14 protein-coding genes and 2 pseudogenes are annotated in these 23,119 nt (G+C 53.5%); 7 read left to right on the forward strand and 9 right to left on the reverse strand.

Annotated elements, in window-relative coordinates; translation table 11 throughout:
- Nucleotides 1–2: 2 nt before the first annotated feature.
- From ABOC97_RS20310 to ABOC97_RS20335, 6 genes and pseudogenes are all read right to left on the reverse strand, one after another.
- Nucleotides 3–1,355 (reverse strand): TolC family outer membrane protein, encoded by a 1,353-nt coding sequence (locus tag ABOC97_RS20310; RefSeq protein WP_349601299.1) that lies wholly within the window; start codon nucleotides 1,353–1,355, stop codon nucleotides 3–5.
- A 355-nt stretch (nucleotides 1,356–1,710) separates the two neighbouring features.
- A complete protein-coding gene (locus ABOC97_RS20315; protein WP_349601259.1) occupies nucleotides 1,711–5,904 on the reverse strand; it encodes a retention module-containing protein in 4,194 nt (1,397 codons plus the stop codon).
- Nucleotides 5,905–6,240: 336 nt separating this feature from the next.
- Nucleotides 6,241–6,582 (reverse strand): tryptophan synthase subunit beta, encoded by a 342-nt coding sequence (locus ABOC97_RS20320; protein WP_349601261.1) that lies wholly within the window; start codon nucleotides 6,580–6,582, stop codon nucleotides 6,241–6,243.
- A gap of 17 nt (nucleotides 6,583–6,599) precedes the next feature.
- Entirely contained in the window at nucleotides 6,600–8,540 is a 1,941-nt protein-coding gene (gene lapD / locus ABOC97_RS20325) for a cyclic di-GMP receptor LapD (protein ID WP_349601263.1), read from the reverse strand.
- 9 nt (nucleotides 8,541–8,549) lie between these two features.
- Nucleotides 8,550–9,245 (reverse strand): cysteine protease LapG, encoded by a 696-nt coding sequence (lapG, locus tag ABOC97_RS20330; RefSeq protein WP_234506561.1) that lies wholly within the window; start codon nucleotides 9,243–9,245, stop codon nucleotides 8,550–8,552.
- A gap of 55 nt (nucleotides 9,246–9,300) precedes the next feature.
- Nucleotides 9,301–10,935, reverse strand: a pseudogene (locus tag ABOC97_RS20335) (Mur ligase); the annotation flags it as partial.
- 344 nt (nucleotides 10,936–11,279) lie between these two features.
- Here ABOC97_RS20335 and ABOC97_RS20340 point away from each other — a divergent pair.
- Nucleotides 11,280–12,716, forward strand: a complete 1,437-nt coding sequence (locus ABOC97_RS20340) for a UDP-N-acetylmuramoyl-tripeptide--D-alanyl-D-alanine ligase (protein ID WP_349601265.1) — start codon at nucleotides 11,280–11,282, stop codon at nucleotides 12,714–12,716.
- A gap of 75 nt (nucleotides 12,717–12,791) precedes the next feature.
- Here the strand turns inward: ABOC97_RS20340 and ABOC97_RS20345 are convergent, their stop codons facing one another.
- On the reverse strand, nucleotides 12,792–13,724 hold the full coding sequence (locus tag ABOC97_RS20345) for a LysR substrate-binding domain-containing protein (RefSeq protein WP_349601267.1): 933 nt from the start codon (nucleotides 13,722–13,724) through the stop codon (nucleotides 12,792–12,794).
- A 90-nt stretch (nucleotides 13,725–13,814) separates the two neighbouring features.
- Nucleotides 13,815–14,309 carry a DUF1097 domain-containing protein gene (locus tag ABOC97_RS20350; protein ID WP_349601269.1) on the reverse strand — a complete coding sequence of 165 codons (495 nt, stop codon included), beginning with the start codon at nucleotides 14,307–14,309 and terminating at the stop codon, nucleotides 13,815–13,817.
- Between the two features lie 241 nt (nucleotides 14,310–14,550).
- Between ABOC97_RS20350 and ABOC97_RS20355 the strand changes: the two genes are divergently transcribed.
- From ABOC97_RS20355 to ABOC97_RS20380, 6 genes and pseudogenes are all read left to right on the forward strand, one after another.
- The gene (locus tag ABOC97_RS20355) at nucleotides 14,551–15,156 is read left to right on the forward strand and encodes an ankyrin repeat domain-containing protein (RefSeq protein ID WP_349601271.1); all 606 of its coding nucleotides are present in this window, start codon (nucleotides 14,551–14,553) and stop codon (nucleotides 15,154–15,156) included.
- A gap of 39 nt (nucleotides 15,157–15,195) precedes the next feature.
- The gene (locus tag ABOC97_RS20360; protein WP_349601273.1) at nucleotides 15,196–16,071 is read left to right on the forward strand and encodes an oxamate carbamoyltransferase subunit AllH family protein; all 876 of its coding nucleotides are present in this window, start codon (nucleotides 15,196–15,198) and stop codon (nucleotides 16,069–16,071) included.
- Nucleotides 16,049–17,596 carry an acyl-CoA synthetase FdrA gene (fdrA, locus tag ABOC97_RS20365; protein WP_349601275.1) on the forward strand — a complete coding sequence of 516 codons (1,548 nt, stop codon included), beginning with the start codon at nucleotides 16,049–16,051 and terminating at the stop codon, nucleotides 17,594–17,596. The genes ABOC97_RS20360 and fdrA overlap by 23 nt, the downstream gene beginning before the upstream one ends.
- Nucleotides 17,596–19,015: pseudogene (locus ABOC97_RS20370) on the forward strand (YlbE family protein). Before fdrA ends, ABOC97_RS20370 begins: the two are co-directional and overlap by 1 nt.
- 172 nt (nucleotides 19,016–19,187) lie before the next feature.
- Nucleotides 19,188–20,141 (forward strand): carbamate kinase family protein, encoded by a 954-nt coding sequence (locus tag ABOC97_RS20375; RefSeq protein WP_349601277.1) that lies wholly within the window; start codon nucleotides 19,188–19,190, stop codon nucleotides 20,139–20,141.
- A gap of 9 nt (nucleotides 20,142–20,150) precedes the next feature.
- The gene (locus ABOC97_RS20380; RefSeq protein ID WP_349601279.1) at nucleotides 20,151–21,533 is read left to right on the forward strand and encodes an amidohydrolase family protein; all 1,383 of its coding nucleotides are present in this window, start codon (nucleotides 20,151–20,153) and stop codon (nucleotides 21,531–21,533) included.
- 60 nt (nucleotides 21,534–21,593) lie between these two features.
- On the opposite strand, the gene ABOC97_RS20385 is transcribed toward ABOC97_RS20380, so the two are convergent.
- The gene (locus ABOC97_RS20385) at nucleotides 21,594–23,114 is read right to left on the reverse strand and encodes a sensor domain-containing diguanylate cyclase (RefSeq protein ID WP_349601281.1); all 1,521 of its coding nucleotides are present in this window, start codon (nucleotides 23,112–23,114) and stop codon (nucleotides 21,594–21,596) included.
- Nucleotides 23,115–23,119 lie beyond the last annotated feature (5 nt).

The following is a 23,119-nucleotide window of genomic DNA, read 5'->3' on the forward strand; positions in this document are numbered from 1 at the left end:
TGTTACTTCAGTTCAGGTAAGTTAGAGTGCGCGGTTTGTTGCACCTCTACCGGTTGTGCTGCCGACGGTGCCTGAATATTAAGCTGCTTTAACAGATCGCCAATTCGTGCGTTGATACGGTAGGTGGTAAACATCTCCGTAAACTGCATCTGCACGTAACGACGCTGGGCGTCGAACACTTCATTTTCGCTGTCCAGCATATCCAGAAGACTACGTTCACCGATGCTGAACTGCTCCTGATAGGCGGTACGCACCACGGCGCTGCGGTCGGCATAGTCTTTAGCAATCGGCACCTGCTGTTTTGCGTTCTGCCAGGCGTTCCAGGACAGACGTAGCTCTTCATCCAGCTGACGCAGCGCGTTGCGTTTGACGTCCTGGGCTTCCTGCATTTTATACGCGTAAGATGACAGTTGCGCCTGATCGCTACCGCCGTTGAATAGGTTGTAGTTCATTCTGACCATCGCCTGCCACTCCTGGTCGTGGCCGCGGGTTCCGTCCGTATTATTATCCATACGACGGCCAACATCGACGTCCACGCTTGGGTAGAAACGAGATTTTGCTGCTTCATACTGTTGGCGTGTCGCGTCGACATCCGAGTCTGCTTGTTTCAGCAGCGGGCTGTTGTCCAGCATTTGCTTACGCGCTTCCGCTTGAGTTGCCGGAATTTTGGTGGTCATTGGCATGGAGAGCCCATCGGCCTCTTTGCCCACCACGCTGTAGTAGTTAGCCTGGGCGTCTTCGAGATTGGTTTGCTCGGTCAGCAGGTTGTTTTTCGCCTGCGCCAGACGCGCCTGCGCTTGTTCATCGTCGGCCGTACGCCCTACACCCTGTTCGGTGCGCAGACGGATCTGATCAAAAATACGTTCGTGGTTCTTCAGGTTATCCTGGGCCAGTTTCACCATGCGCTGGCGCATCAGTACGTCAAGATAGCTCTGGATTGCCGTTAGCGCCGTGACTTCGCTGGTGTTCATCACCGAGTAGGCGCGAGAGTTGACGGTCGCCGTTTGGCGGGCGACTTCACTGGTGGTGGCAAAACCGTTAAACACGTTCTGACGCAGATTGATGCTGGACTCGCTGCGGTGCAGGTTACGTCGGTGGTCGTCGGCAGCGCGCGTGCTGGCGTTATCGGTCTGTTCCCAGCCGGTACCGGCGGACAGATCTAATGATGGCAGATATCCGCCTTTTGCCGCGCGTAGATCCTGGTCGGCGGAATACCGGCTGTTCACCGAGGCGCTGACCTGCGGGTGCCACAGCAAACTGTCTTTGACTGCCTGTTCCAGTGAGGCTGCGCTAACGGTATTAGCGAACAGCAGCGGCAAAGAGATCCCCGTTAATACCCGAATATGTTTATTCATCATGTCGTCCTTTCCTTACGTTCATTTCCCTGACTAGTGGCCCAATCCGCCAGAGGCAATGTCTTCAGACAAAAAAGAAAAAATAGCGCTGTTTTTCACGGGGACAACAACCGTACCCAGGATATGGCTCATAATATCACTTAGAACTATTGCTCCATCATGACTAATAATGGTGGTTTTTTGATCACCGTATGATGGTTGTGATGCAGCCGTTCTGTATCCCGTGTTGTGCCCGTATTTGGTTTTTATTGGTGCTGCGCATAAGCGCTACCACCGTATTATCAATGCATAATAACTTACGAGTTGATAATCATCCCGGAGAAAAAGGGGGCGGTTTTCACCGGCCCCATGGGTTTTAAGAGTCCGTATCCGGTTGTGCAATTAAATGATCCAGCTCTGCGGTATCCGGTGCGGCCCAGGTTTCACTACCTTGCGCATCTGAGCCTTCCGCAGGTACATCCTGAACATGTCCTGCCGTCCCGTTATCCTCTGTCGCATCAGGCACCTGAATCAGCGAACTGAGATCCTTGGCGTCGTCATCATGGATGATGTCGCTCAGATCGAGAGTGTTCTCCTGCTCAGGTTCTGCGGTTGCTGTCGCCACCGATGTCTCTTCTTGCGGTTCCACGCTCTGGGCGCTATCGGCCTCGGTGAGGTGAGTGTCAATGTCATCGAGCAGGAGATTTAGCGAACTTTCCGGCCCTGTTTCCACAGTGGATAGCTGGGCGGTATCGCTCCCCACTGCGCTCAGGTCGAGGTTATCGTGATCAACCAGCATGCTGGCGCTATCGCTATTTGTCGATGCATCATCGTCGACAAGAGCGGTAGAACCGGTATCTTCTGCCTGATCTGCCTGATCTGCCTGATCTGCCTGATCGGTTAAACCGTGGTCCTCGGTCTGGTCGGTCACATTCGCATCCGCGGCATTGCTGTCGTGAGCACTCTTGTCCGTCAGGTCCGTTGAGCTGCTATCTTCCTGATGATCGACGGAGTTTGCCGTATCCGTATGATCTTCGGAAACGTGCTGCGCATCGTGCACGAATTCCAGCGTATTAATCATCTCGCTGTCGGTATGCACGTCTTCACCCCCGGTGATTGGGATGTGGTGCGTTTGGTCGTCGTCAACGATTTCTCCGGACGGATGTTCAGTCCCGTCCACTTCGACCGTGATATCGACGTTGACCGATCCCTTGTTGGTGATTTCAGTCGGAGAGGTGATGGTCAGACCCATATCGAGATTGGTATTGTTGCCCACATCGATAGTGATGCTGCCAGCGCCGTCAACCGAACCCACGACAGGATGACCGTTGGCGTCCAGATAGCTCACGGTAGATCCTACCGGCAATCCGTTCAGCGTGATTGACTTAATATGGTCGCCATCAGCGCCACCATTGAGGTCGGCATCGATATTCAGGTCGTACTGCCATGTCGTTTTGGTATCTGAATGACCTGGATCCAGCCCTTCTTTACCATCTCCCGAGATAACATCCGTCAGTCGGTTGTTACCTTGATAGGTTTTGCCCCCGATGGTGACGTTAATACTCTCGAAATAGTTGATGCTGTTATTGACGTTGGCTGAGCCATAACTCGAATTCCAGCTTGAGGAGCCCGCGACAAAGATATAATCGTGCGCATTGCTGGTACTGGATTCCCGGTTCCCGTTGACCGCATTCATCCCATGCTGCGTGTTGTCGCCCTGTGTATAGGTACTGCTGTCGTGCAGTACGAAGACATCAGATTTACCTGGGGTACCGTTGGCATTGCCTTGATCATAAACATGGATATTTTTTTCTGGAATATCACTGGAAACGTATTTTCCAACATCGCCCTTAGAAACCCAGAGCACGACGTTCTCGCCCACCGAAATAATCTTGCCGCTACCATCGACATCAAAGCCGTTAGGATCTGAACTCCCGCCATTGACGTGGGTAATCTTCGAACCACCCGAAATATCAAATTTGGCGTCGAGAGAGACGTCGGAATCGGAGTCGGAATCGGAGTCGGCATCAGCGTCCGCATCCGCATCGGCATCTGAGTCGGCATCCGCATCAGCGTCTGCATCTGCATCGGCATCTGCATCCGCGTCGGCATCTGCATCGGCATCCGCATCTGCATCGGCATCCGCGTCTGCATCGGCGTCCGCATCTGCATCGGCATCTGCATCTGAGTCGGCGTCCGCATCGGAATCTGCATCCGCATCGGCATCCGCATCGGCATCGGCATCCGCGTCAGCGTCAGCGTCGGCATCCGCGTCGGCGTCCGCATCTGCATCGGCATCAGCGTCTGCATCCGCATCGGCGTCTGCATCGGCATCCGCGTCGGAGTCCGCATCAGCGTCGGAATCGGCATCCGCATCTGCATCGGCATCCGCATCTGCATCGGCATCCGCATCGGCGTCAGCGTCGGAATCTGCATCAGCATCCGCATCCGCGTCGGCATCTGAGTCGGCATCCGCATCGGCGTCGGCATCCGCATCGGAATCTGCATCCGCATCGGCGTCCGCATCGGAATCTGCATCCGCGTCGGCATCGGCATCGGCATCGGCATCGGCATCGGCATCGGCATCCGCATCGGCATCGGCGTCCGCATCGGAATCTGCATCCGCGTCGGCATCTGAGTCGGCATCCGCATCCGCGTCGGCATCGGCATCCGCATCGGCATCGGCGTCCGCATCGGAATCTGCATCCGCGTCGGCATCGGCATCGGCATCCGCATCAGCGTCCGAGTCTGCATCCGCATCCGCGTCGGCATCCGCGTCTGCGTCCGCATCGGCATCCGCATCAGCGTCCGAGTCTGCATCAGCGTCCGCATCGGCATCTGAGTCGGCATCCGCGTCGGCATCTGCATCGGCATCAGCGTCTGCATCAGCATCTGAGTCGGCATCTGCATCAGCGTCCGCATCAGCGTCCGCATCGGCATCTGCATCGGCATCAGCGTCTGCGTCTGCATCTGCATCAGCGTCGGAATCGGCGTCCGCATCTGCATCTGCATCTGCATCTGCATCTGCATCCGCGTCTGCATCGGAATCTGCATCCGCATCTGCATCGGCATCAGAATCCGCATCGGCATCGGCATCTGCATCGGCATCAGCATCGGCATCAGCGTCTGCATCAGAATCTGCGTCCGCATCGGCGTCTGCATCTGAGTCGGCGTCTGCATCAGCGTCCGCATCGGCATCCGCATCGGAATCTGCATCGGAATCTGCATCGGAATCTGCATCGGAATCTGCATCGGCGTCTGCGTCGGAATCGGCGTCGGCGTCCGCATCGGAATCGGAATCGGCATCAGCATCCGCATCAGCGTCTGCATCGGCGTCTGCATCAGCGTCTGCATCTGCATCTGCATCAGCATCTGAGTCGGCATCTGCATCAGCGTCCGCGTCGGCATCTGCATCGGCATCAGCGTCTGCATCTGCATCAGCGTCTGCATCAGCATCTGAGTCGGCATCTGAGTCGGCGTCCGCGTCTGCATCTGCGTCCGCATCGGCATCTGAGTCGGCATCTGCGTCGGCATCCGCATCAGAATCGGCATCGGCGTCCGCATCGGCGTCTGCATCGGCGTCTGCATCCGCGTCTGCATCTGAGTCGGCGTCGGCGTCGGAATCTGCATCTGCATCTGCATCTGCGTCCGCATCAGCATCGGAATCAGCATCGGCGTCCGCATCAGCGTCCGCATCGGCATCTGAGTCGGCATCCGCATCAGCGTCTGCATCAGCATCGGCATCTGCATCAGAATCGGCGTCCGCATCTGCATCGGCGTCTGCATCAGAATCAGCGTCTGCATCCGCATCAGCGTCTGCATCGGAATCGGCATCTGCATCCGCATCAGCGTCTGCATCCGCATCAGAATCTGCGTCCGCATCTGCATCTGCATCGGCGTCTGCATCAGAATCTGCGTCCGCATCGGAATCGGCATCTGCATCGGCATCCGCATCTGCATCTGCGTCGGCATCAGCGTCGGCATCAGCGTCGGAATCGGCGTCCGCATCAGCGTCGGCATCTGCATCGGCGTCTGCATCAGAATCCGCGTCCGCATCAGAATCATCACCTGTATTCACGCCGTTGGTTCTGTCGAGAATGGTGAGTTCTTCTATTATCGGTGTGTCCGGGAAGTCGAGGCCTTCGGTTGGGTATCCGGCGGTGGGATCGATAATTTCGCCGGTCAAATCAAGCATTACGTGCGAGTGGGCACCACCGGCGCCAGGTTCGCCACTGCCTGTTGTGGTTTGTGGGCCTGCTGCGGTGGCTTCGAGAATTTGGGTTGGATCCTGACCATCAGCAATGGCTTGCTGGATGGCCGCAATATCCGTTTGATCGGTTTGCGTCTGAGTGGAGGAGAGGCTATGTCCACCTTCCCAATGGCTATCACGCCCAAGATCGAGCGTTTTTCCATCGGGAAGGGTAATGGTGACGGCGCCGTTGGCAGCTGTTTCAACTTGCTCTCCGGACAGAATTCTATCGCCTTCAACCAATAGGCGTTTGCTTCCGTCGGGTGAGATAGCGAAGACCTGGCCAATGATTGCTTTTATTGTTCCGGCTACACCGTTCATATGGCACTCCCCTTCATTTTGCGGGCTTATCCTTGCCGCTGAAAAAAAAACAATTAAATACTGCGCATATTTTGGATTAACACTCTATTTTTCAGGTAAAAATATTGATTTTACTTATATTTACACCGCTATCATGCATATGTAATAAACAATAAGTCCGAATCTAATTCGAGACTATTAGGTATGGGAAAAATAATCTTTGATTTTAATGTTGGTTTAATGGAGTTGTCTTGTAAAAAGTTGGTAGGGCAAGGACAAATTTTAATCAATTATTAGTTGGCTAACAATATTCCAGGCAATAAGTCATGCACCTGAAATATTGTAAGCGATAGCATTTTATATCAGTCTCTCATCTTCATCGCCGATGAGTCCTTCCAGCCCGCTCAAGGTCTGGCGGGCCTGAGCACGGTTGAGCAGTTTGTTTTGTGCGGCAGGAGGGAGATCGGTGATGCTGATAATTCCCTTACTCATCAAAACCTCAATAAGGTCTTCCAGAACACGGACCATATTGAGATCGCTTTGTTGCAACTGTTGTATTGTTGCGGTGCGAAGACTATTTACTTTTAGCCACTCGGTGATTTCCGCAGTAGGCTCTTCACTCCGCTCAGTCATACCGTTGAATTCTACAATTTCAATCCGGACAATTCGTCCTTCTGCATCACGTTCGATAAAGTGCATGGCTGCTCTCCTGAGATTTATTGTAGTGTGCTGGCGTCGCTAAAATAACGCCCCATCGCGCCATACAGGCCTATTTTCTCCAGTACTGCCAGTTCACCTTCCGTCTCAACGCGCTCGGCGATGAGTGGCAAATTGATTTGCCGTGTAGCCCAGTAGATGGCTTCGATAAAGAGTTTTTTGTCTTCTTCTTCATTGATGTGGTGAATATATCCACCGTCAACTTTAATCCAGGCAAGCCCCCATTGCGGCAGGTTGCCAATCAGGTGGAAGCGACCGCCGAAATGCTGGATCCCGAGACCGCAGCCGAGCTCCTGCAATTTTTTCACCAGTACGCTAACGCGTTCCGGATCGGGGAGTTCGTTCTCGTCCAGTTCGAGCGTCAACCGCGAGGTCAGGTGTCGCGCGGCTTTTAACGGCTGAAGCAGGGCATTCAGACTTTCGTCGTCGGCCACGCTCTCACCGCTGATGCTGAGGGCAAAGGCGTGGGTGGTGTTTTCCATGGCGCGGAGCGTCTGTTTAAGCATCACGACGTCCATGCGAAGCCCCAGCGCCAGGCGGCGAACCCAGGGAATGAAGCGGCCCGCAGGGATGATTTCACCTTCATCGGTTTTAATACGGGCCAGTATTTTTCTATGTAAAACAACATGTTTTGTGTTGCATTCGTACACTGGCTGGAAGTAAAGCTCGAACGCTTCTTTATCCAGAATAGCGGTCAGCCGTTGGTGCCAGTGGTGGTGATCTTCATCCGGCGCTTGCTGTTGTGCCGCTGCAGGATCGACGAAGGTCCGCATATCCGCTTCCGCCGCAACCAGAATCTGATCTGCCTGACGCAGCAGGTTTTGCGGAGTGTCGCCGTAGTGGAACGCTACTTCGGCAAAATGGGCGACCGGGCTAACATCGCTCAGACCCGTTTCATAAAGCGCCTTCAATTGGGTGCTGAGAGAGCTGGCGAAGTTCTCCATCTCTTTGGGCAGCACGGGGGTGGTGATAATGGCAAATTCGCCGCCGCGGACGCGGGCGACGAATCCTTCCGTCGGGAAGAAGCGTTGCTGCAGCTCGTTAAGAATTTCGGCGACGGCAGTTAAGAGTTTATCGGTGCTCGCGCCGCCAAGACGCTGGTTGAGACCCATGAGATCCTGCACGCGCAATAAAATCAGGTTGCCGTCCGCATGGTCTTCATCGCTCAGTCGGGTCTGGAATTTAATATCGAATGCCCGGCGGTTATTCAGGCCGGTCAGGCTGTCATTGTAGGCTTCCTGACGCAGGCTTTCGGTACGTTTCGCCTGCTCGCTAAACAGCGCTTTAAGCTGAGTGACCATCATGTTGGTGGCTTCAACGACCCGGCGTAATTCCGGGGTTTTAGGCAACGCGGGTAGGCTCAGGAATTCACGGCGGCTGATGGCCATTGCCTGTTCGACGATATAGTTCAGCGGGCGCAGACGATGGCGCAGCATAACCATCGCGCCAAGAATACACAGTGCGCTACAGCCGGTGAGCCAGAGGAAGCTGGCGACCAGGCTACCCCACAGGCGCGCCAGAGCGAACATAGGATGGCTAATCACTTCGACTCGGGCTGCCTGGGTCCAGCCGCGCATGACGACGGCTTCTCCCTGGCCTGGATTCAGGTGCACCATACGTACAAACCAGTCCGGCACGTTGGCGCTTGGCGGAATATTTTGCCGCTCGATAATGGGTTTTCCGGTTTTAATATCAATAACCTTAATTCGATAGAAGTAGCCGCTATCGAAGATGGAATTCACCATCAGTTCCGTCATCACCGGATCGTCAATATGCGCGGTCAGCGAGAGACCGAGAGCCGTGGCGGCGTCCTGAGCATGTGCGCCCAGTTGGTTATGATATTGTTCGCGCGAGCTTTCCAGCGTCGCGAAAAAATTGCCGCAGAAGATCGTCAGCGTAAACAGACAGATGCCAATCAGTAGCTGTTTATAAAGGGACATGACCGCTTCCTATTCATTAATTACAAACCCTTCTGCACGCATCCTGGTGAGAAGATCCTGCCAACGAGAGAGTCTTTTACTGTCGCCAACGCGTTTGCTGCCGCTGGCTTGTGGGATCCACAAACCTTCACCGTTAAAAGAATAAACGGGGAGCAGATCGCTGCGTGCGGTGGCGGGTAATATGGCGGGTTTGAGATTATCGAGAACCAGCGGAATTGCGTCCGGGGTCGAATACCATGTCACCACCATATGTGCCTGATTTAATTGTAATGCTTTAACGTAGGTAATTCGCAGTTGGCTGGCCGGAACACCTAATTCACGTAGGGTAAAATATTTCGCCAGCGCGTAATCTTCGCAATCGCCTGCACCTTTACGCAATGCTTCAACCGGCGTGGCCCAATAATCCTCTTGTCCCCATACCGTCATATCATCCACAAAGCGAATTCGTGAATTGAAGAATTGGTTTACACGATTCAGGGTGGCCTGAATATTGCCTGTTGCAGGTTTTTTAAGCAATAACTCCCAGTCGTCAATATTACGCTGCGCGGTGGTTGAGGCTGGGCCATAAAGACGCTGGGTGCGCGTATTGATGGTATTAAAGTCCCAGCCCGCGCCCAAATCCGGCGGAATCAGTAGCAGTGCCAAAAACAACGGTAGCCATCGTTTCCAGGCTAACGCGCGCGCGCAATCCCGCAGGCGCTTCATTTATGAAACGCTCATTATCAAGGGATTATGCCATGTAGCCATGCTGATGACGCCAGTGTTTTCGGTAAGCGACATAGCCGGAAAGGTAATGCTCGACGTCATCAATGCGTACCCGGAAGCTGTGGTGACGGATAAAAAAGCTGCCCGTGATGCGCGGTGGATTTTTGAAGAACATTGCCAGCTCCGGCCAGAAAAATCCGTTTGCGAGATAGCGTGCTCGGGTCTCCAGCGCCAGATTGAATTGCGCCATATCGAATCCGTCCAGCAGATGCCGATGTTCAGAATCGGCAAGGCGTTCCAGCATACGCGATGCTGCCATCATGAGCTCCAGCAGCGTCGGGTAGGTAGTGACCCGGTGGAGAACAAAATCCAGGTGGTCGCGAACGTTGTCCAGGCCAAACTGGTAGTAGCGTTCAAGCGGACGGTACAGCGTTAGCTCGTTAACACAGTAGCTTAGCCAGTGGTCGTGAGCCTGCCAGTGCTTCTGCGCAATAAAGTGATCCATGGCGCGTTCAACGATGGCCAGCCAGCGCGGATCTTTCGTCAGGCCGTACAGACGCATCAGTGAGAAAGCCGCTTCACCATCGTAGTAAATGATGCGGTGTTCTGCCTTCAACGACAGATCGGCTGCATGCAGGACGTGGTTGAAACCGCCGGTTTCCGGCTTTTGCATAAAGCCAATGCCGTTAGCGAGCCGCTGCATTTGCGCCAGGTAGCGTTCATCGCCGGTCAGCTCGGTGTATTTGGTCATCGCCAGAATACACACCGCGTTGCCACCGAGTTTAATTTCGCCGCCGGTGTCTATCAGAAAATCGGCCTCGCTGCCGTCGGGCAGTTTCCGGGTGGCAATTAGCTCAGTTGAGAGGTCGTGCAACGCGCGTTCAATGGCGGCAAGCTGCGTCGGTTGTTGTGTCACTTCCCAACCTTCCAGCAGCGCATAGGTGGAGCTGGCATGGCGCAAAGCGTTATAGGTTGGAATAGGGCGATCGAAGCAAGGGAACCAGCCGTAGTGGTAGCGGCCCGATTTTTTCACCTGGCGAGCCAGATAGTCGGTGGCGGAGAAAATCATCGGGTCGAGGGCTTCTTCCTGCCAGTTCGTGAGCTGGCGATAGCCCGCATTACGGCCGTTGAACTCGATGGGATAAACCTGTTCCCCGTCGCTGAATAGGCTGCGGGTGTTGAAGCGCCAGATGAGTTGCTGTGGTTCATCCGGCCAACGTAACGCGTTGCCAAAGCGCCAGCGGCCATAGTGCGCCAGGTTCGCGGCATTGGGCGTCGCGACACCCTCGGTACCGTGATACATCAGCGCATTGGCGTTAATTTCCTGCTCAAGGATGGGCTGCTTGAAGTCGGGGGTAAAACTCAAACCAAAGCGGAAATAGTTACGTTTAGTTTTGCCCAGTTTCTCCTGGAGAGCATCCCAACGCAGGGTCTGAATTTTATCGACCAGATCGACGCGTAACCAGACCGGCTGACGGCTCTGTTGGCTTGCCCAGCGCTGGAGGTCATCCTGCGCGCGTTGCCATGCTTCATCCAGAGTGTCACCGCAGGCGTAGGCGGTATAAGCGCGTTCCTGAGCATTGCTGGCGCTCAGAAAAAGGATATAGCCCGGAAAGGGGGAAGGCTGTGCGGGAACATTAAGCGATTCAAGTTCAGGGCGCGTATGTGTAAGTAAACGACTCAGTGACATTTAAGCTCCTTGTCATGCCGTGACACCCTTGTCTGAGAATAATCGCATTCAAAATAGCATTACATATTGCGATTTATGTATTCTACATTTCTACTATCTTGCTCAGAGAATAAGAAATAACCCTTCCAGGATCAAACAAATTGGCAGAGATATCGTTGGATAATCCGGCCTCTAAGCTAAAGAATTCGAATGACAGGAAGGTGGCAAGATAGGGTTCCCAATAAGCTGACTAATGTAAGTGATTTCGGGAAGTATGCACAGCAATCGTCGATCCGGTTTGATGGATAATGGATGTATGCCATTGCCAACCAGCAGCATCACCATTGAATTTGCCAGGAGTTAAGGTGACACAGAAAATTGAAAAAGGATATTCACAGGATGCATGCTGGACAGCCGAATTGCTCGTCGAGGCGGTTCCGGGGCGTTGGTTGACTCCACCACATGATGGTTGGCGAGCGACAGGCGTGTCTATTTTCGCCCCCGCAATGCAGCCCGGCAATATGGTGTGTGTGCGTGGTGAAAATGAAAGCGGCGGCATACTCTCAGACAGCCTTGATAGGCTTCCATTTCCACCAGCGGCTTTAATCGTCAGTGATGAGGGCCTGGTGACAGGACGTAATGTGCCTGTTTATCTCGTCAATGACTGGAACGAGGCTCTATTTTGTATGGGGCGATATGCCCGCGGCAAAATGAGTGGCAACGTTATCGGCGTCACCGGAAGCGCTGGGAAAACGACGTGTGTGGCAATGCTGACCGCTGCACTTGCTGAGTGGGGGCCTGCCTGCGGGAGTGTGGCGAATGCAAACTTACCGCGCGGCGTGGCGTGGAATATTGCTTCGATGCCATGGAATACACCGCAGATCGTCCTGGAGATGGCGATTGGCCGTATGGATCTGAGCTCGCGCATGGTGCGTCCTACCGTGGCTGTCGTCACCAATATTCAGGCGGTACATCTCAAGGGGAGTCAGTCTTTAAATGATATCGCACGCACTAAGGTGATGATTTTTTTAGGGATGAAGCCAGGTGATGTTGCCGTGCTCAACCGTGATATGCAGGAATGGGACTGTATATATACGGCGGCAATAAAACAGGGACTGCGTGTGGTGACCTATGGTCAACGGGGAGAATGTGACTGTCGGCTGGTGTCATATGACCCGGCGACTCGTCGTGTTACGGCGGAGATTTTTGGCCGCCACCTCAGCTATACACTACAGGCAGAAGGCCAGCATATGGCACTCAATAGCGTGGCTGTGCTCAGCGTAGTGTCCTCACTCGGCTATCCTCCCGAGCAAGCGCTGGCGAGACTTTCGCGTTTTGAGGCCTTACCTGGCCGGGGTGAAGTCAATTCACTCATTGTGGCAGCCCACCCGCTAACGGTGATTGATGATGCTTACAACGCGAATCCAGGCTCAATGAGGGCGGCAGTTGCTCAATTAAGTGAGTCGAATCTACCCGGGAGAAAAGTGATTGTATTGGGTGAGATGGCTGAACTTGGTGATGAGTATGAACAGTATTATCTTGCCTTGATGGACGAGATAAATCGTAGCACGGTCGATAATATCTACCTGATTGGCCAGACCTACAAAGAGTATGGCAGTGCGATCTCGTCTAGCAAGCAGTGCATCGTGTTGGATGATATTGAGGCGTTTAAAGCGGTTTACCTGAAGACAATTCAGGATAGTGACGTCGTTTTATTTAAAGGATCGCATACCGCTCAGGTCTGGAAGCTCGTGAATTGGTTGAAGCTGTTAGCGGCTCGTCGCGCCCACTCTTCTAACTGAACGATCGGCATATGCTGAGGCTGGATCGTTCTTCGTCGTGATATGTGAACTCATGGCAAGGACGATCAAATCCGGTTATTCATCTCGATGTAGCAAATCGGCATAAATACCGGTTAATACGCCCTGCGGCCCAAACTCTCGCTTAATCCACTGCGTCACCTGCCCGGTGGCGGAGTGCTGGGTTGCCAACAGCATGCGTGAATCCTGGCGTGGATTGTGGATCTGCCGGGTCACGAGCAGGGAATCTTCCAGCGCCTCGCGCACCATATAGTCCGGCAAAAAACCGATTCCTTCGCCAAGGATTTGGCACTGGCATTTGGTATTAAAATCCGGCACCAGAATGGACTCCTGGCCGTGCAGCAGCCAGCCGACCTTTTTATTGATGGTGTGGGCGGTATCCTCAACCATGATATTGGGATATAGCCGAAGCTGGCTTTCGGAAATCGGCTCCGGCATAAACGCCAGCGGATGGGTTGGCGCGATGGCGAAGGCCCAGCGAATGGCGCCGATTTCGGTATAGTCGATACCGCCGCCATCAAGCAACGTATCCGGTGCGCCGATAGCGATATTCGCCTGGTTATTAATAATCGAATCCCACACGCCGTTATAGACTTCGGTGGTGACGGTTATCTGGCAGGTCGGAAACTGCTTTTTCAGCACCTGCAGCAACCGGGCCGTATGTTTGGGCGTGTACAGCAGCTGATTAATACAGATGCGCACGCGGGTCTCAATTCCCTGAGCGATGGTATCGATGCTGCGCTTGATGGCGTGGAAATCATTCAGCAGGTCGCTGGCTTTGCGGAAGAAATAGCGGCCAGATTCGGTCAACTCGATGCTGCGCGTACTGCGGGTGAACAGCACCACATCCAGCCCGGTTTCCATGCGCTTGATGGTGTAGCTGATGGCGGAGGTGGTCAAACCCAGCTCCTCCGCCGCTTTGCTAAAACTGCTGAACCGTGCGGCGGTGGTGAACGCCAGCAGGTTTTCTTCGGTAAAAATTGAGTTCATCTGCCTGCTCCTGCCGCATGGATCCACAGATGAATGTATTGGCAGAACGTATCATTGAGCAATGATTTTTGAATAACTTTTAAAAACGGCTCACGCCGCGTCTTTTGAGGTCGCCTCGCTCAATTTCCGCCCGGTGTATTCCGAGATATACCCGATGCTGTTTCCGGCCAGGAAACCCAGCAGCGTAGCCCACCAGTTGAGGCCGGTTGCGAAAAATAGCGTCATGCCGAGAAAGCCGCCGGGGATAAACGACGTGAGCCAAAACCGGCCCTGCCAGACGATGACGGCGGAGAAGGGTACCGTCATGACCACTCCGGCCCAAAAGGCGGAAAGCCCGCTGAACGACGCCAGCCACCCGGAGGCCGTAGCGGCGAGAAATGCCCAAACGGCACCGGAGTAATTCACCGCCAGGCTCTTTACAAAACCCGCGTTACCGCCGCCTGCCGCGTAGAAGCTACAGAAGGCGACAAAGCCTATCGTACCCAGTAATTCCCAGCCTGCCGCTAGCCCAACCTGCGAAGACACCATCTGCCAGAGACCTGCACAAATCCCGACAGTAATGCCCGTTGCGGTGAGTCCGTTCATGATGATTTCCTCTCGTGTAGTGGTTTCGTGTTGAAACTATATAGAAAGAAAACCCGATTGAGTGAAGGGGCATAGCGCAAAAGAAATAAACGGTGCACTACCGCACAGTCTGTGCTGATTGTTAAATTATTTTCAATAATTAACCGGGTTATGGCGAATAAAATTTAAGCGGGTTCTTTTCTCCGATTTTCGTTGCTATTCTCAATTCATCAAAACAGCCACAAAAATCAGGGGGATTAACATGACTAACAATAATCTGATTGCTGATTATCTATTGGCTGCACAACAAGGCGAACTGGCAAAATTAAAATCCTGCCTGCGCCAGGTCGTGGATATTAATGCGTGCAACCGCCAGGGGCAAACGGCGATTACGTTGGCTAGCCTGAATAAAAAATATGATTGTGTTGCGGCCTTAATTGATGCTGGTGTGGATATTAATAAGCAAGATCAAACCTGCTTAAACCCCTTTTTAATTAGCTGCCTGAATAATGACTTAACGCTGTTGCGTTTAATTTTACCGGCACGTCCGGATTTGAATCGCTTAACCCGCTTTGGCGGCGTGGGTCTGACTCCAGCCTGCGAGAAAGGCCATCTTGAAATCGTCAAAGAGCTGTTAATTCGCAGCAATATTAACGTCAATCACACCAACTTTGTTGGCTGGACGCCGCTACTGGAAGCAATCGTATTGAACGACGGCGGTGAAATCCAGCAGACGATTGTCGCGCTATTACTGGAGCACGGCGCCAGCCCGTACATGACCGATAAATACGGTAAAACCCCGCTGGAACTGGCGCGGGAGAAGGGATATGAAGAAATTGCCCAGCTGCTGATTGCCGCCGGGGCTTAACAGAGGAGATGCGCTATCAACACCCCGATACGGCGGTGTGTGCAAGCGCTAACTGCAGATGAGGCCTTTCTCTCTGAACGCGGTAGCGGGTGGGTTGAGCAGGTTTTTTCCCGGGCGGTAAACCTTTATCTCCCGGCACAGCAGCGATTAATGACGCTGTTATGTGAAGACTACGACAACGCCCCCAACAGCTGTAGGTTAGCACTCACTCACTTTGATGGCCTGTTCCGGCACGGCGAACCGGTTCAGTTTCACCCTACGGGGATTGCCATTGGCGAGGATAAATGGCTCAACACCACATCCTGTCAGCGTTGGCAGCCCATAACGCCGCAGCTTAACGGCGAACAGTTTCAGCAAATTCCCTGGCAACAATGGTGCGAGGTGATTCATCAACAATTACAGGAAAATGAGACGTTATTTCGCTGGCGTGGGGATAATCCATTTTATCAGGCTATCTCCAGCGCATTACGGCAGCGGCGTCAGACATTATTAAACGCGTTATTACAGGGCCAGGATATTACTTCGGCAGTCGCCAATATGGTGGGGCTGGGTATTGGCCTGACGCCATCGGCGGATGATTATTTAGTTGGGCTGAGTACGATTTTATTTATCGACGGACACCCGGCCCAACAATATCGCGATGATTTTTATTCCGCGCTTCAAGTCGCGCGTGAAAATACCACGCAGCTCAGTGCTATTACGCTTGAAGCCGCATTTTCCCAACGCTATAGAGAAAGTATTTTCGGGTTTATTAACGGCATGATTAATGAACCCACCCGTTTTTCTATCCAGGCTATCGCCAATATTAAAAATATTGGCTCGAGTTCCGGCTGCGACATGCTGTATGGCATGGCAGACGCCTGCGCCCTGAGCCAAACGTATGGAGGGAATTATGTCAGTCAAAATAGTTATTAAAAAGAACACGTATTTTGATTCGGTATCGCTTATGTCGATTTCCACCCGCGCCAACAAGCTCGACGGTGTCGATCAGGCATTTGTGGCGATGGCGACCGAGATGAACAAAGGCGTATTGAAAAACCTAGGCCTGCTGACGCCGGAGCTGGACGAGGCGAAAAACGGCGACCTGATGATTGTGATTAACGGTAAAGCCGGGGCGGACAACGACCAGACGCTGGCGGCTATCGAAGAGCTATTTACTAAGAAAGCTGATTCAGGCTCGCACGAAGCGCGCTATGCCACGCTCGCTAGTGCCAAAAAACACGTGCCGGAAAGTAACCTGGCGGTGATCTCGGTCAACGGTGTGTTTGCCGCCCGCGAAGCACGTCAGGCACTGCAAAATGATCTCAACGTGATGCTGTTTTCCGATAACGTCAGCATTGAAGATGAGCTGGCGCTCAAGCAGCTGGCACATGAGAAAGGGCTGTTAATGATGGGGCCAGACTGCGGCACCGCCATTATTAACGGCGCGGCGCTGTGCTTTGGTAACGCGGTGCGTCGCGGCAATATTGGTATCGTCGGCGCTTCCGGCACCGGCAGCCAGGAGCTGAGCGTGCGGATCCACGATTTTGGTGGCGGTATTTCGCAGCTGATTGGCACCGGTGGTCGCGACCTGAGCGAAAAAATCGGCGGGCTGATGATGCTGGATGCTATCGGTATGCTGGAAAACGATCCGCAAACCGAAATTATCGCCCTGGTCTCTAAACCGCCGGCACCTGCCGTGGCGCAGAAAGTACTGGAACGCGCCCGCGCCTGTCGTAAACCGGTGGTGGTTTGCTTCCTTGGCCGCGCTGAGCCACCGGCTGATGAACAAGGCCTGCAGTTTGCCCGTGGCACCAAAGAGGCGGCGTTGAAAGCAGTGTTGCTGAGCGGCGTAAACAAAGCGTCGTTAGATCTCCATCCATTGAATGGCGCGTTGGTTCGCGACTTGCGCGCGCTTTTAACTCCGCAGCAGAAGTACATTCGCGGCCTGTTCTGCGGCGGTACGCTATGCGATGAAACCATGTTCGCGGTGATGGAGAAACACGGCGACGTTTACAGCAATATTCAGCCGGATCCGGCCTTCCGTCTGACGGATATTAACCGCAGCGTCAAACATACCTTCCTCGATTTTGGCGATGACGATTTCACCAACGGCAAGCCGCACCCGATGATCGACCCCACCAACCGTATCAGCCGATTGATCCAGGAAGCGCGCGATCCGGAAGTGGGCGTTATCGTGATGGACTTCGTGCTGGGCTTTGGATCGCATGAAGATCCGGTGGGTTCGACGATCGAGGCGATCAAAGAAGCGAAAGCGATCGCCAAAGCCGACGGGCGTGAACTGGTGATCCTCGGCTATGTGCTGGGCACCGATCTGGATACCCCTTCGCTGGAACAACAGCGGCAGATGCTGAGTGATGCTGGGGTGATCCTCGCCAGCAGCAGCACCAATACCGGATTGCTGGCACGTGAATTTATTTGCAAAGGGGAGGAAGCCTGATGAGCCAGTCACTGTTTACCCAACCATTGAACGTCATCAACGTCGGTATCGCGATGTTTAGTGATGACCTGAAAAAAACAGCATGTTGCCGCGACTCAGCTCGACTGGACACCGCCGGGCCAGGGCAATATGCAGATTGTGAACGCGCTGGATAGCATCGCCGATTCGCCGCTGGCGGACAAAATTGCCGCTGCTAACCAGCAGGCGCTAGAGCGAATTATTCAGTCGCATCCGGTGCTGATTGGCTTTGACCAGGCGATCAACGTGGTGCCGGGAATGACCGCCAAAACTATCCTTCATGCCGGTCCGCCGGTGAAGTGGGAGAACATGTGCGGTGCAATGAAAGGCGCGGTGACCGGGGCGCTGGTATTTGAAGGGCTGGCAAAAGATATCGATGATGCGGCGGTTCTCGCCGCTTCCGGTGAAATTACCTTCTCGCCGTGCCACGAACATGATTGCGTCGGGTCGATGGCGGGCGTCACCTCGGCATCGATGTTTATGCACATCGTTGAGAACAAAACCTACGGCAACATCGCTTATACCAACATGAGCGAGCAGATGGCCAAGATCCTGCGCATGGGGGCTAACGACCAGAGCGTTATCGACCGTCTGAACTGGATGCGCGATGTGCAGGGCCCAATGCTGCGCGATGCGATGAAGATTATCGGCGAGATTGACCTGCGCTTAATGCTGGCTCAGGCGCTGCATATGGGCGACGAGTGCCACAACCGCAATAACGCGGGTACCACGCTGCTGATTCAGGCGCTGACGCCGGGGATTATTCAGGCGGGCTATACCGTTGAACAGCAGCGTGAAGTGTTTGAATTCGTTGCCAGCAGCGACTACTTCTCCGGCCCGACGTGGATGGCGATGTGTAAAGCGGCAATGGATGCGGCGCACGGTATTGAGTACAGCACCGTGGTGACTACCATGGCGCGTAACGGCGTCGAGTTTGGTCTGCGGGTTAGCGGCCTGCCGGGGCAATGGTTTACCGGCCCGGCGCAGCAGGTGATTGGCCCGATGTTCGCGGGTTACAAGCCGGAAGACTCCGGCCTGGATATCGGCGACAGCGCGATTACTGAAACCTACGGCATCGGCGGTTTTGCGATGGCGACGGCACCGGCCATTGTCGCGCTGGTGGGCGGCACGGTGGAGGAAGCAATCGACTTCTCCCGCCAGATGCGCGAAATCACGCTGGGCGAGAACCCGAACGTCACCATTCCATTGTTGGGATTTATGGGCGTACCGACGGCTATCGACATCACCCGAGTGGGCGGCAGCGGTATTCTGCCGGTTATCAATACCGCCATCGCCCATAAAGATGCGGGTATCGGCATGATTGGTGCCGGGATTGTGCATCCGCCGTTCGCCTGCTTCGAAAAAGCGATTTTGAGCTGGTGCGAACGCTACAACGGATAACGGACGGTTCCCTCTCCTCTCCGGGAGAGGGCTAGGGTGAGGGGACAACGGGCCCGGAGGCCCAGGTTGCCGTTCAGCGCACCAACCTTCACCCCGACCCTCTCTTTTAAAGGGAGAGGGAGCAAACCCAACAACAATAATCACATCACCTTCTGCACTGGAAACCTACACGATGAAAGAACTTGTGGTCGTTGCCATTGGCGGCAACAGCATTATCAAAGACAACGCCAGCCAGTCGATTGAACATCAGGCAGAGGCGGTGAAAGCGGTGGCCGACACGGTGCTGGAGATGCTGGCGTCGGACTACAACATTGTACTGACGCACGGTAATGGCCCGCAGGTGGGGCTGGATCTGCGTCGTGCGGAGATTGCCCACGAGCGCGAAGGATTACCGTTAACCCCGCTTGCCAACTGCGTGGCCGATACGCAGGGCGGTATTGGCTATTTGATTCAGCAGGCGCTGAACAACCGGTTGGCCAAACGCGGTGAGCAAAAAGCGGTGACCGTGGTGACGCAGGTGGAAGTGGATAAAAACGATCCGGGTTTTGCCAATCCCACCAAACCGATTGGCGCATTCTTCAGTGCCGGGCAGCGCGATGAGCTGCAAAAGGCGAATCCGACCTGGCGCTTTGTTGAGGATTCAGGGCGCGGCTATCGTCGCGTTGTCGCCTCTCCGGAGCCGAAGCGTATCGTCGAGTCTGAAGCTATTCAGGCGCTGGCGCAGAAAGGTTTTCTGGTCATTGGCGCGGGTGGCGGCGGTATTCCGGTGGTGCTGGGGGAAGAGGGCGATTACCACAGCGTTGACGCGGTTATCGATAAAGATCTCTCCACCGCGCTGCTGGCGCGTGAGATCCACGCCGATATTCTGGTTATCACCACCGGCGTGGAAAAAGTGTGTATCCACTTCGGCAAACCTGAGCAGCAGGCGCTGGGGCAGGTGGATGTCGCCACCATGACGCGCTACATGCATGAAGGGCACTTCCCGGCAGGCAGCATGCTACCGAAGATTGTCGCCAGCCTACAGTTTTTACAACACGGCGGGAAACGGGTGATTATCACCACGCCGGAATGTCTGCCCGCCGCCCTGCGCGGTGAAACGGGCACCCATATCGTCCATAAAATTTAAGGAACGACGATGCAAGAGAACAAAAGTCGCCGTGAGTTTCTCAGCAACAGCGGCAAAATAGTCACCGCTGCCGCGCTGTTTGGCGCTACTGCCCCGGTGGCGTATGCTGCCACTTCCGGCACCGCCGTCTGCGAGAATACAGGAACCATGAACATCACCGACAGCCATTATTATCTGGACAACGTGCTGCTCGAAACGGGCTTTGAGTACGAAGGATCGGTCGCGGTACATACCCGTACTGCGCTGCATACCGTGGAGATTAACGCGGGCAAAATCGCGGCGCTGCGCGATAACAAAAGCCATCCTGACGCCACGCTGCCGCACTATGATGCGGGCGGTAAGCTGATGCTGCCGGCGATGCGTGACATGCATATCCACCTCGATAAAACTTTTTACGGCGGCCCATGGCGTTCGCTCAACCGACCGGCCGGTACCACCATTCAGGATATGATTAAGCTCGAGCAGAAACTGTTGCCCGAGCTGCAGCCGTACACCCAGGAGCGGGCCGAAAAGCTTATCGATCTGCTGCAGTCAAAAGGCACCACCATCGCTCGCAGCCACTGCAATATTGAACCGGTTTCCGGGCTGAAAAATCTCGAAAATCTGCAGGCGGTGCTGGCGCGCCGTAAAGCGGGTTTCGATTGTGAAATCGTTGCTTTCCCGCAACACGGTCTTTTGCTATCCAAATCAGAACCGCTGATGCGAGAAGCGATGCAGGCTGGGGCGCACTACGTTGGCGGGCTGGATCCAACGAACGTCGATGGCGCAATGGAGAAATCCCTCGATACCATGTTCCAGATAGCCATCGACTATCAAAAAGGGGTGGATATTCATCTGCATGAAACCAGTCCGGCGGGTATCGCAGCGGTGAAATATATGGTGGAAACTGTCGAGAAAACGCCGCAGCTCAAAGGCAAATTGACCATCAGCCACGCTTTTGCGCTGGCGATGATGAACGAGCAGCAGGTGGATGAGATTGCCACGCGGATGGCCGCGCAGCAGATTTCCATCGCTTCCACGGTGCCAATTGGTACGTTGCATATGCCGCTTAAGCAGCTGCGTGACAAAGGCGTGACGTTAATGACCGGCACCGACAGCGCTATCGACCATTGGGCGCCGTACGGCCTCGGCGATATGCTGGAGAAAGCCAACCTGTACGCCCAGCTCTATATTCGCCCGAATGAACAGAACCTCTCGCGCTCATTGTTCCTCGCGACCGGTGACGTGATGCCACTCAATGAGAAGGGTGAACAGGTGTGGCCGAAGGCGCAGGATGATGCGAGCTTTGTGCTGGTGGACGCCTCGTGTTCAGCGGAGGCCGTTGCGCGTATTTCTCCTCGTAGCGCCACTTTCCATAAGGGACGGCTGGTGTGGGGAAGCGTGGTGATCTAAAAAGAGCAGAGGCTCTTCAGTTGTGCTGAAGAGCCTCTGTTTGATGAGCGAAGCGCTGGATTAATTCGAATCGCCCATCACCTGATTTTTGCCGCCGTGCTTGGCTTTGTAGAGCAGGATATCGGCGGTTTTGAGGGTATGTTCCGCGGTGTCGCCAGGTTGCCAGAGAGTGATCCCTGCGCTGAATGTGACGCGCATTGGGCTCTCTCTCCATGTTCTATGGCTAACAATTTTCCGCCATGTATCAACCAGTTGATAGTGTTCTTCATAGTCATTGCCTGGGAATATCACCACCAGTTCTTCACCACCAAAACGATAGAGATGATAATCATCGCCCATCACCTGGCAACCGGCTTTGCTCACAAATTTCAGCACGCCATCCCCGGCATCATGACCGAAGGTATCATTGATAACTTTAAAGTTATCAATATCAATAATTGAGAATGAGAACGGGTCATTCTTAGCGATAAGCGTAGCGAGATCTTCATTCATCTTTTTACGATTATAGATCTGCGTTAATTCGTCAGTTTCTGAATCGTGTTTGACGGTTTTCAACTCGGCATTGTTGTTTCTGATGTTTTTATAAAGAAGCTCAAAATTAGGCTTGGCTTCTTCTGAGTCGATACCTCTGACTTCCATCAGAAATACAGAAAGCATCTGACGCAGATACATTCTGAAGAGCACGATAAAAATAAGATAGATACTGAGGCAAATAGAAAATGCGGTGATGAAGCTTTGAATGAAATCGCTCATTTCATTCTCAAGATTGCTTTTCTTCACATAAGAAATGGCCACCCAGTCAGGGTTATTAAACTTTTTATAGAACACGTAGGTTTTGGTTGTTTTGTCATAGAAATCTTCGCTGTCATTGGCGATCTGTTTTGTCCATGACTCAGGAATTTCGCGGGTTAACACTTCATTTTTATTGTCGCTTAAGACAATCAGACCATCGTGCGTGGCTATACGGAATCGGCCGGAGTACGGTGCCTTTATGTTCTCAAGCATTGAAGAAATGGCTTTTAGATCAAGGTCAAAAGCGATATTTCCAATGACTTCAAGGTCTTCACCAAGAATACCCATGCTGACGGTGATCGCCTTCTCGTCTTTTTTGTCTTCTTCATTGGAGACGTAAGGAGCAGAAAACGTGACATGATTTTTTTCTGTGGCCTTTGGGTACCATGGGCGAGTGAGAACGCTGTAGCCCTGAGGGCGTATCTTGTAGGGATAGGTAATGGAGTCGCCATTAGCATTAGAAATGGTGACGTTCCTGAAGGCCGGCGTAGAGTTGACGATGGAGTTCGCGATTTTTTCGATTTCACTATTCTCACCCTGCAGATAAGCATTCAACTTATCCTTGGTGATGATCTTTAAGATAGGATCGAACAGCATCGTAATATTTCTGGTGGTTTCCGTGACACTATTAGCCGACTCATTATCGGTAAAGCGAACCATTGTTTTAATAAATGATTGTTCTATGTTTTTGTTGGTATATACATATGTGAAAACACACATTAACAAAAATGGAACAAGAATGGCCAAAAAGGCAATGATGGTTATTTTATTGGTACTGTATCGCTTCATTTAAC

The sequence above is a fragment of the Kluyvera huaxiensis genome (assembly GCF_040149365.1).
GTDB lineage: Bacteria > Pseudomonadota > Gammaproteobacteria > Enterobacterales > Enterobacteriaceae > Kluyvera > Kluyvera intermedia_A.

Coding starts and splice junctions, on each gene's coding strand:
- fdrA (WP_349601275.1), top strand. CDS start 16,049: ATGTCAGTCAAAATAGTTATTAAAAAGAACACGTATTTTGATTCGGTA.
- ABOC97_RS20350 (WP_349601269.1), bottom strand. CDS start 14,309: ATGAACGGACTCACCGCAACGGGCATTACTGTCGGGATTTGTGCAGGT.
- ABOC97_RS20315 (WP_349601259.1), bottom strand. CDS start 5,904: ATGAACGGTGTAGCCGGAACAATAAAAGCAATCATTGGCCAGGTCTTC.
- lapG (WP_234506561.1), bottom strand. CDS start 9,245: ATGAAGCGCCTGCGGGATTGCGCGCGCGCGTTAGCCTGGAAACGATGG.
- ABOC97_RS20355 (WP_349601271.1), top strand. CDS start 14,551: ATGACTAACAATAATCTGATTGCTGATTATCTATTGGCTGCACAACAA.
- lapD (WP_349601263.1), bottom strand. CDS start 8,540: ATGTCCCTTTATAAACAGCTACTGATTGGCATCTGTCTGTTTACGCTG.
- ABOC97_RS20310 (WP_349601299.1), bottom strand. CDS start 1,355: ATGAATAAACATATTCGGGTATTAACGGGGATCTCTTTGCCGCTGCTG.
- ABOC97_RS20380 (WP_349601279.1), top strand. CDS start 20,151: ATGCAAGAGAACAAAAGTCGCCGTGAGTTTCTCAGCAACAGCGGCAAA.
- ABOC97_RS20375 (WP_349601277.1), top strand. CDS start 19,188: ATGAAAGAACTTGTGGTCGTTGCCATTGGCGGCAACAGCATTATCAAA.
- ABOC97_RS20320 (WP_349601261.1), bottom strand. CDS start 6,582: ATGCACTTTATCGAACGTGATGCAGAAGGACGAATTGTCCGGATTGAA.
- ABOC97_RS20345 (WP_349601267.1), bottom strand. CDS start 13,724: ATGAACTCAATTTTTACCGAAGAAAACCTGCTGGCGTTCACCACCGCC.
- ABOC97_RS20385 (WP_349601281.1), bottom strand. CDS start 23,114: ATGAAGCGATACAGTACCAATAAAATAACCATCATTGCCTTTTTGGCC.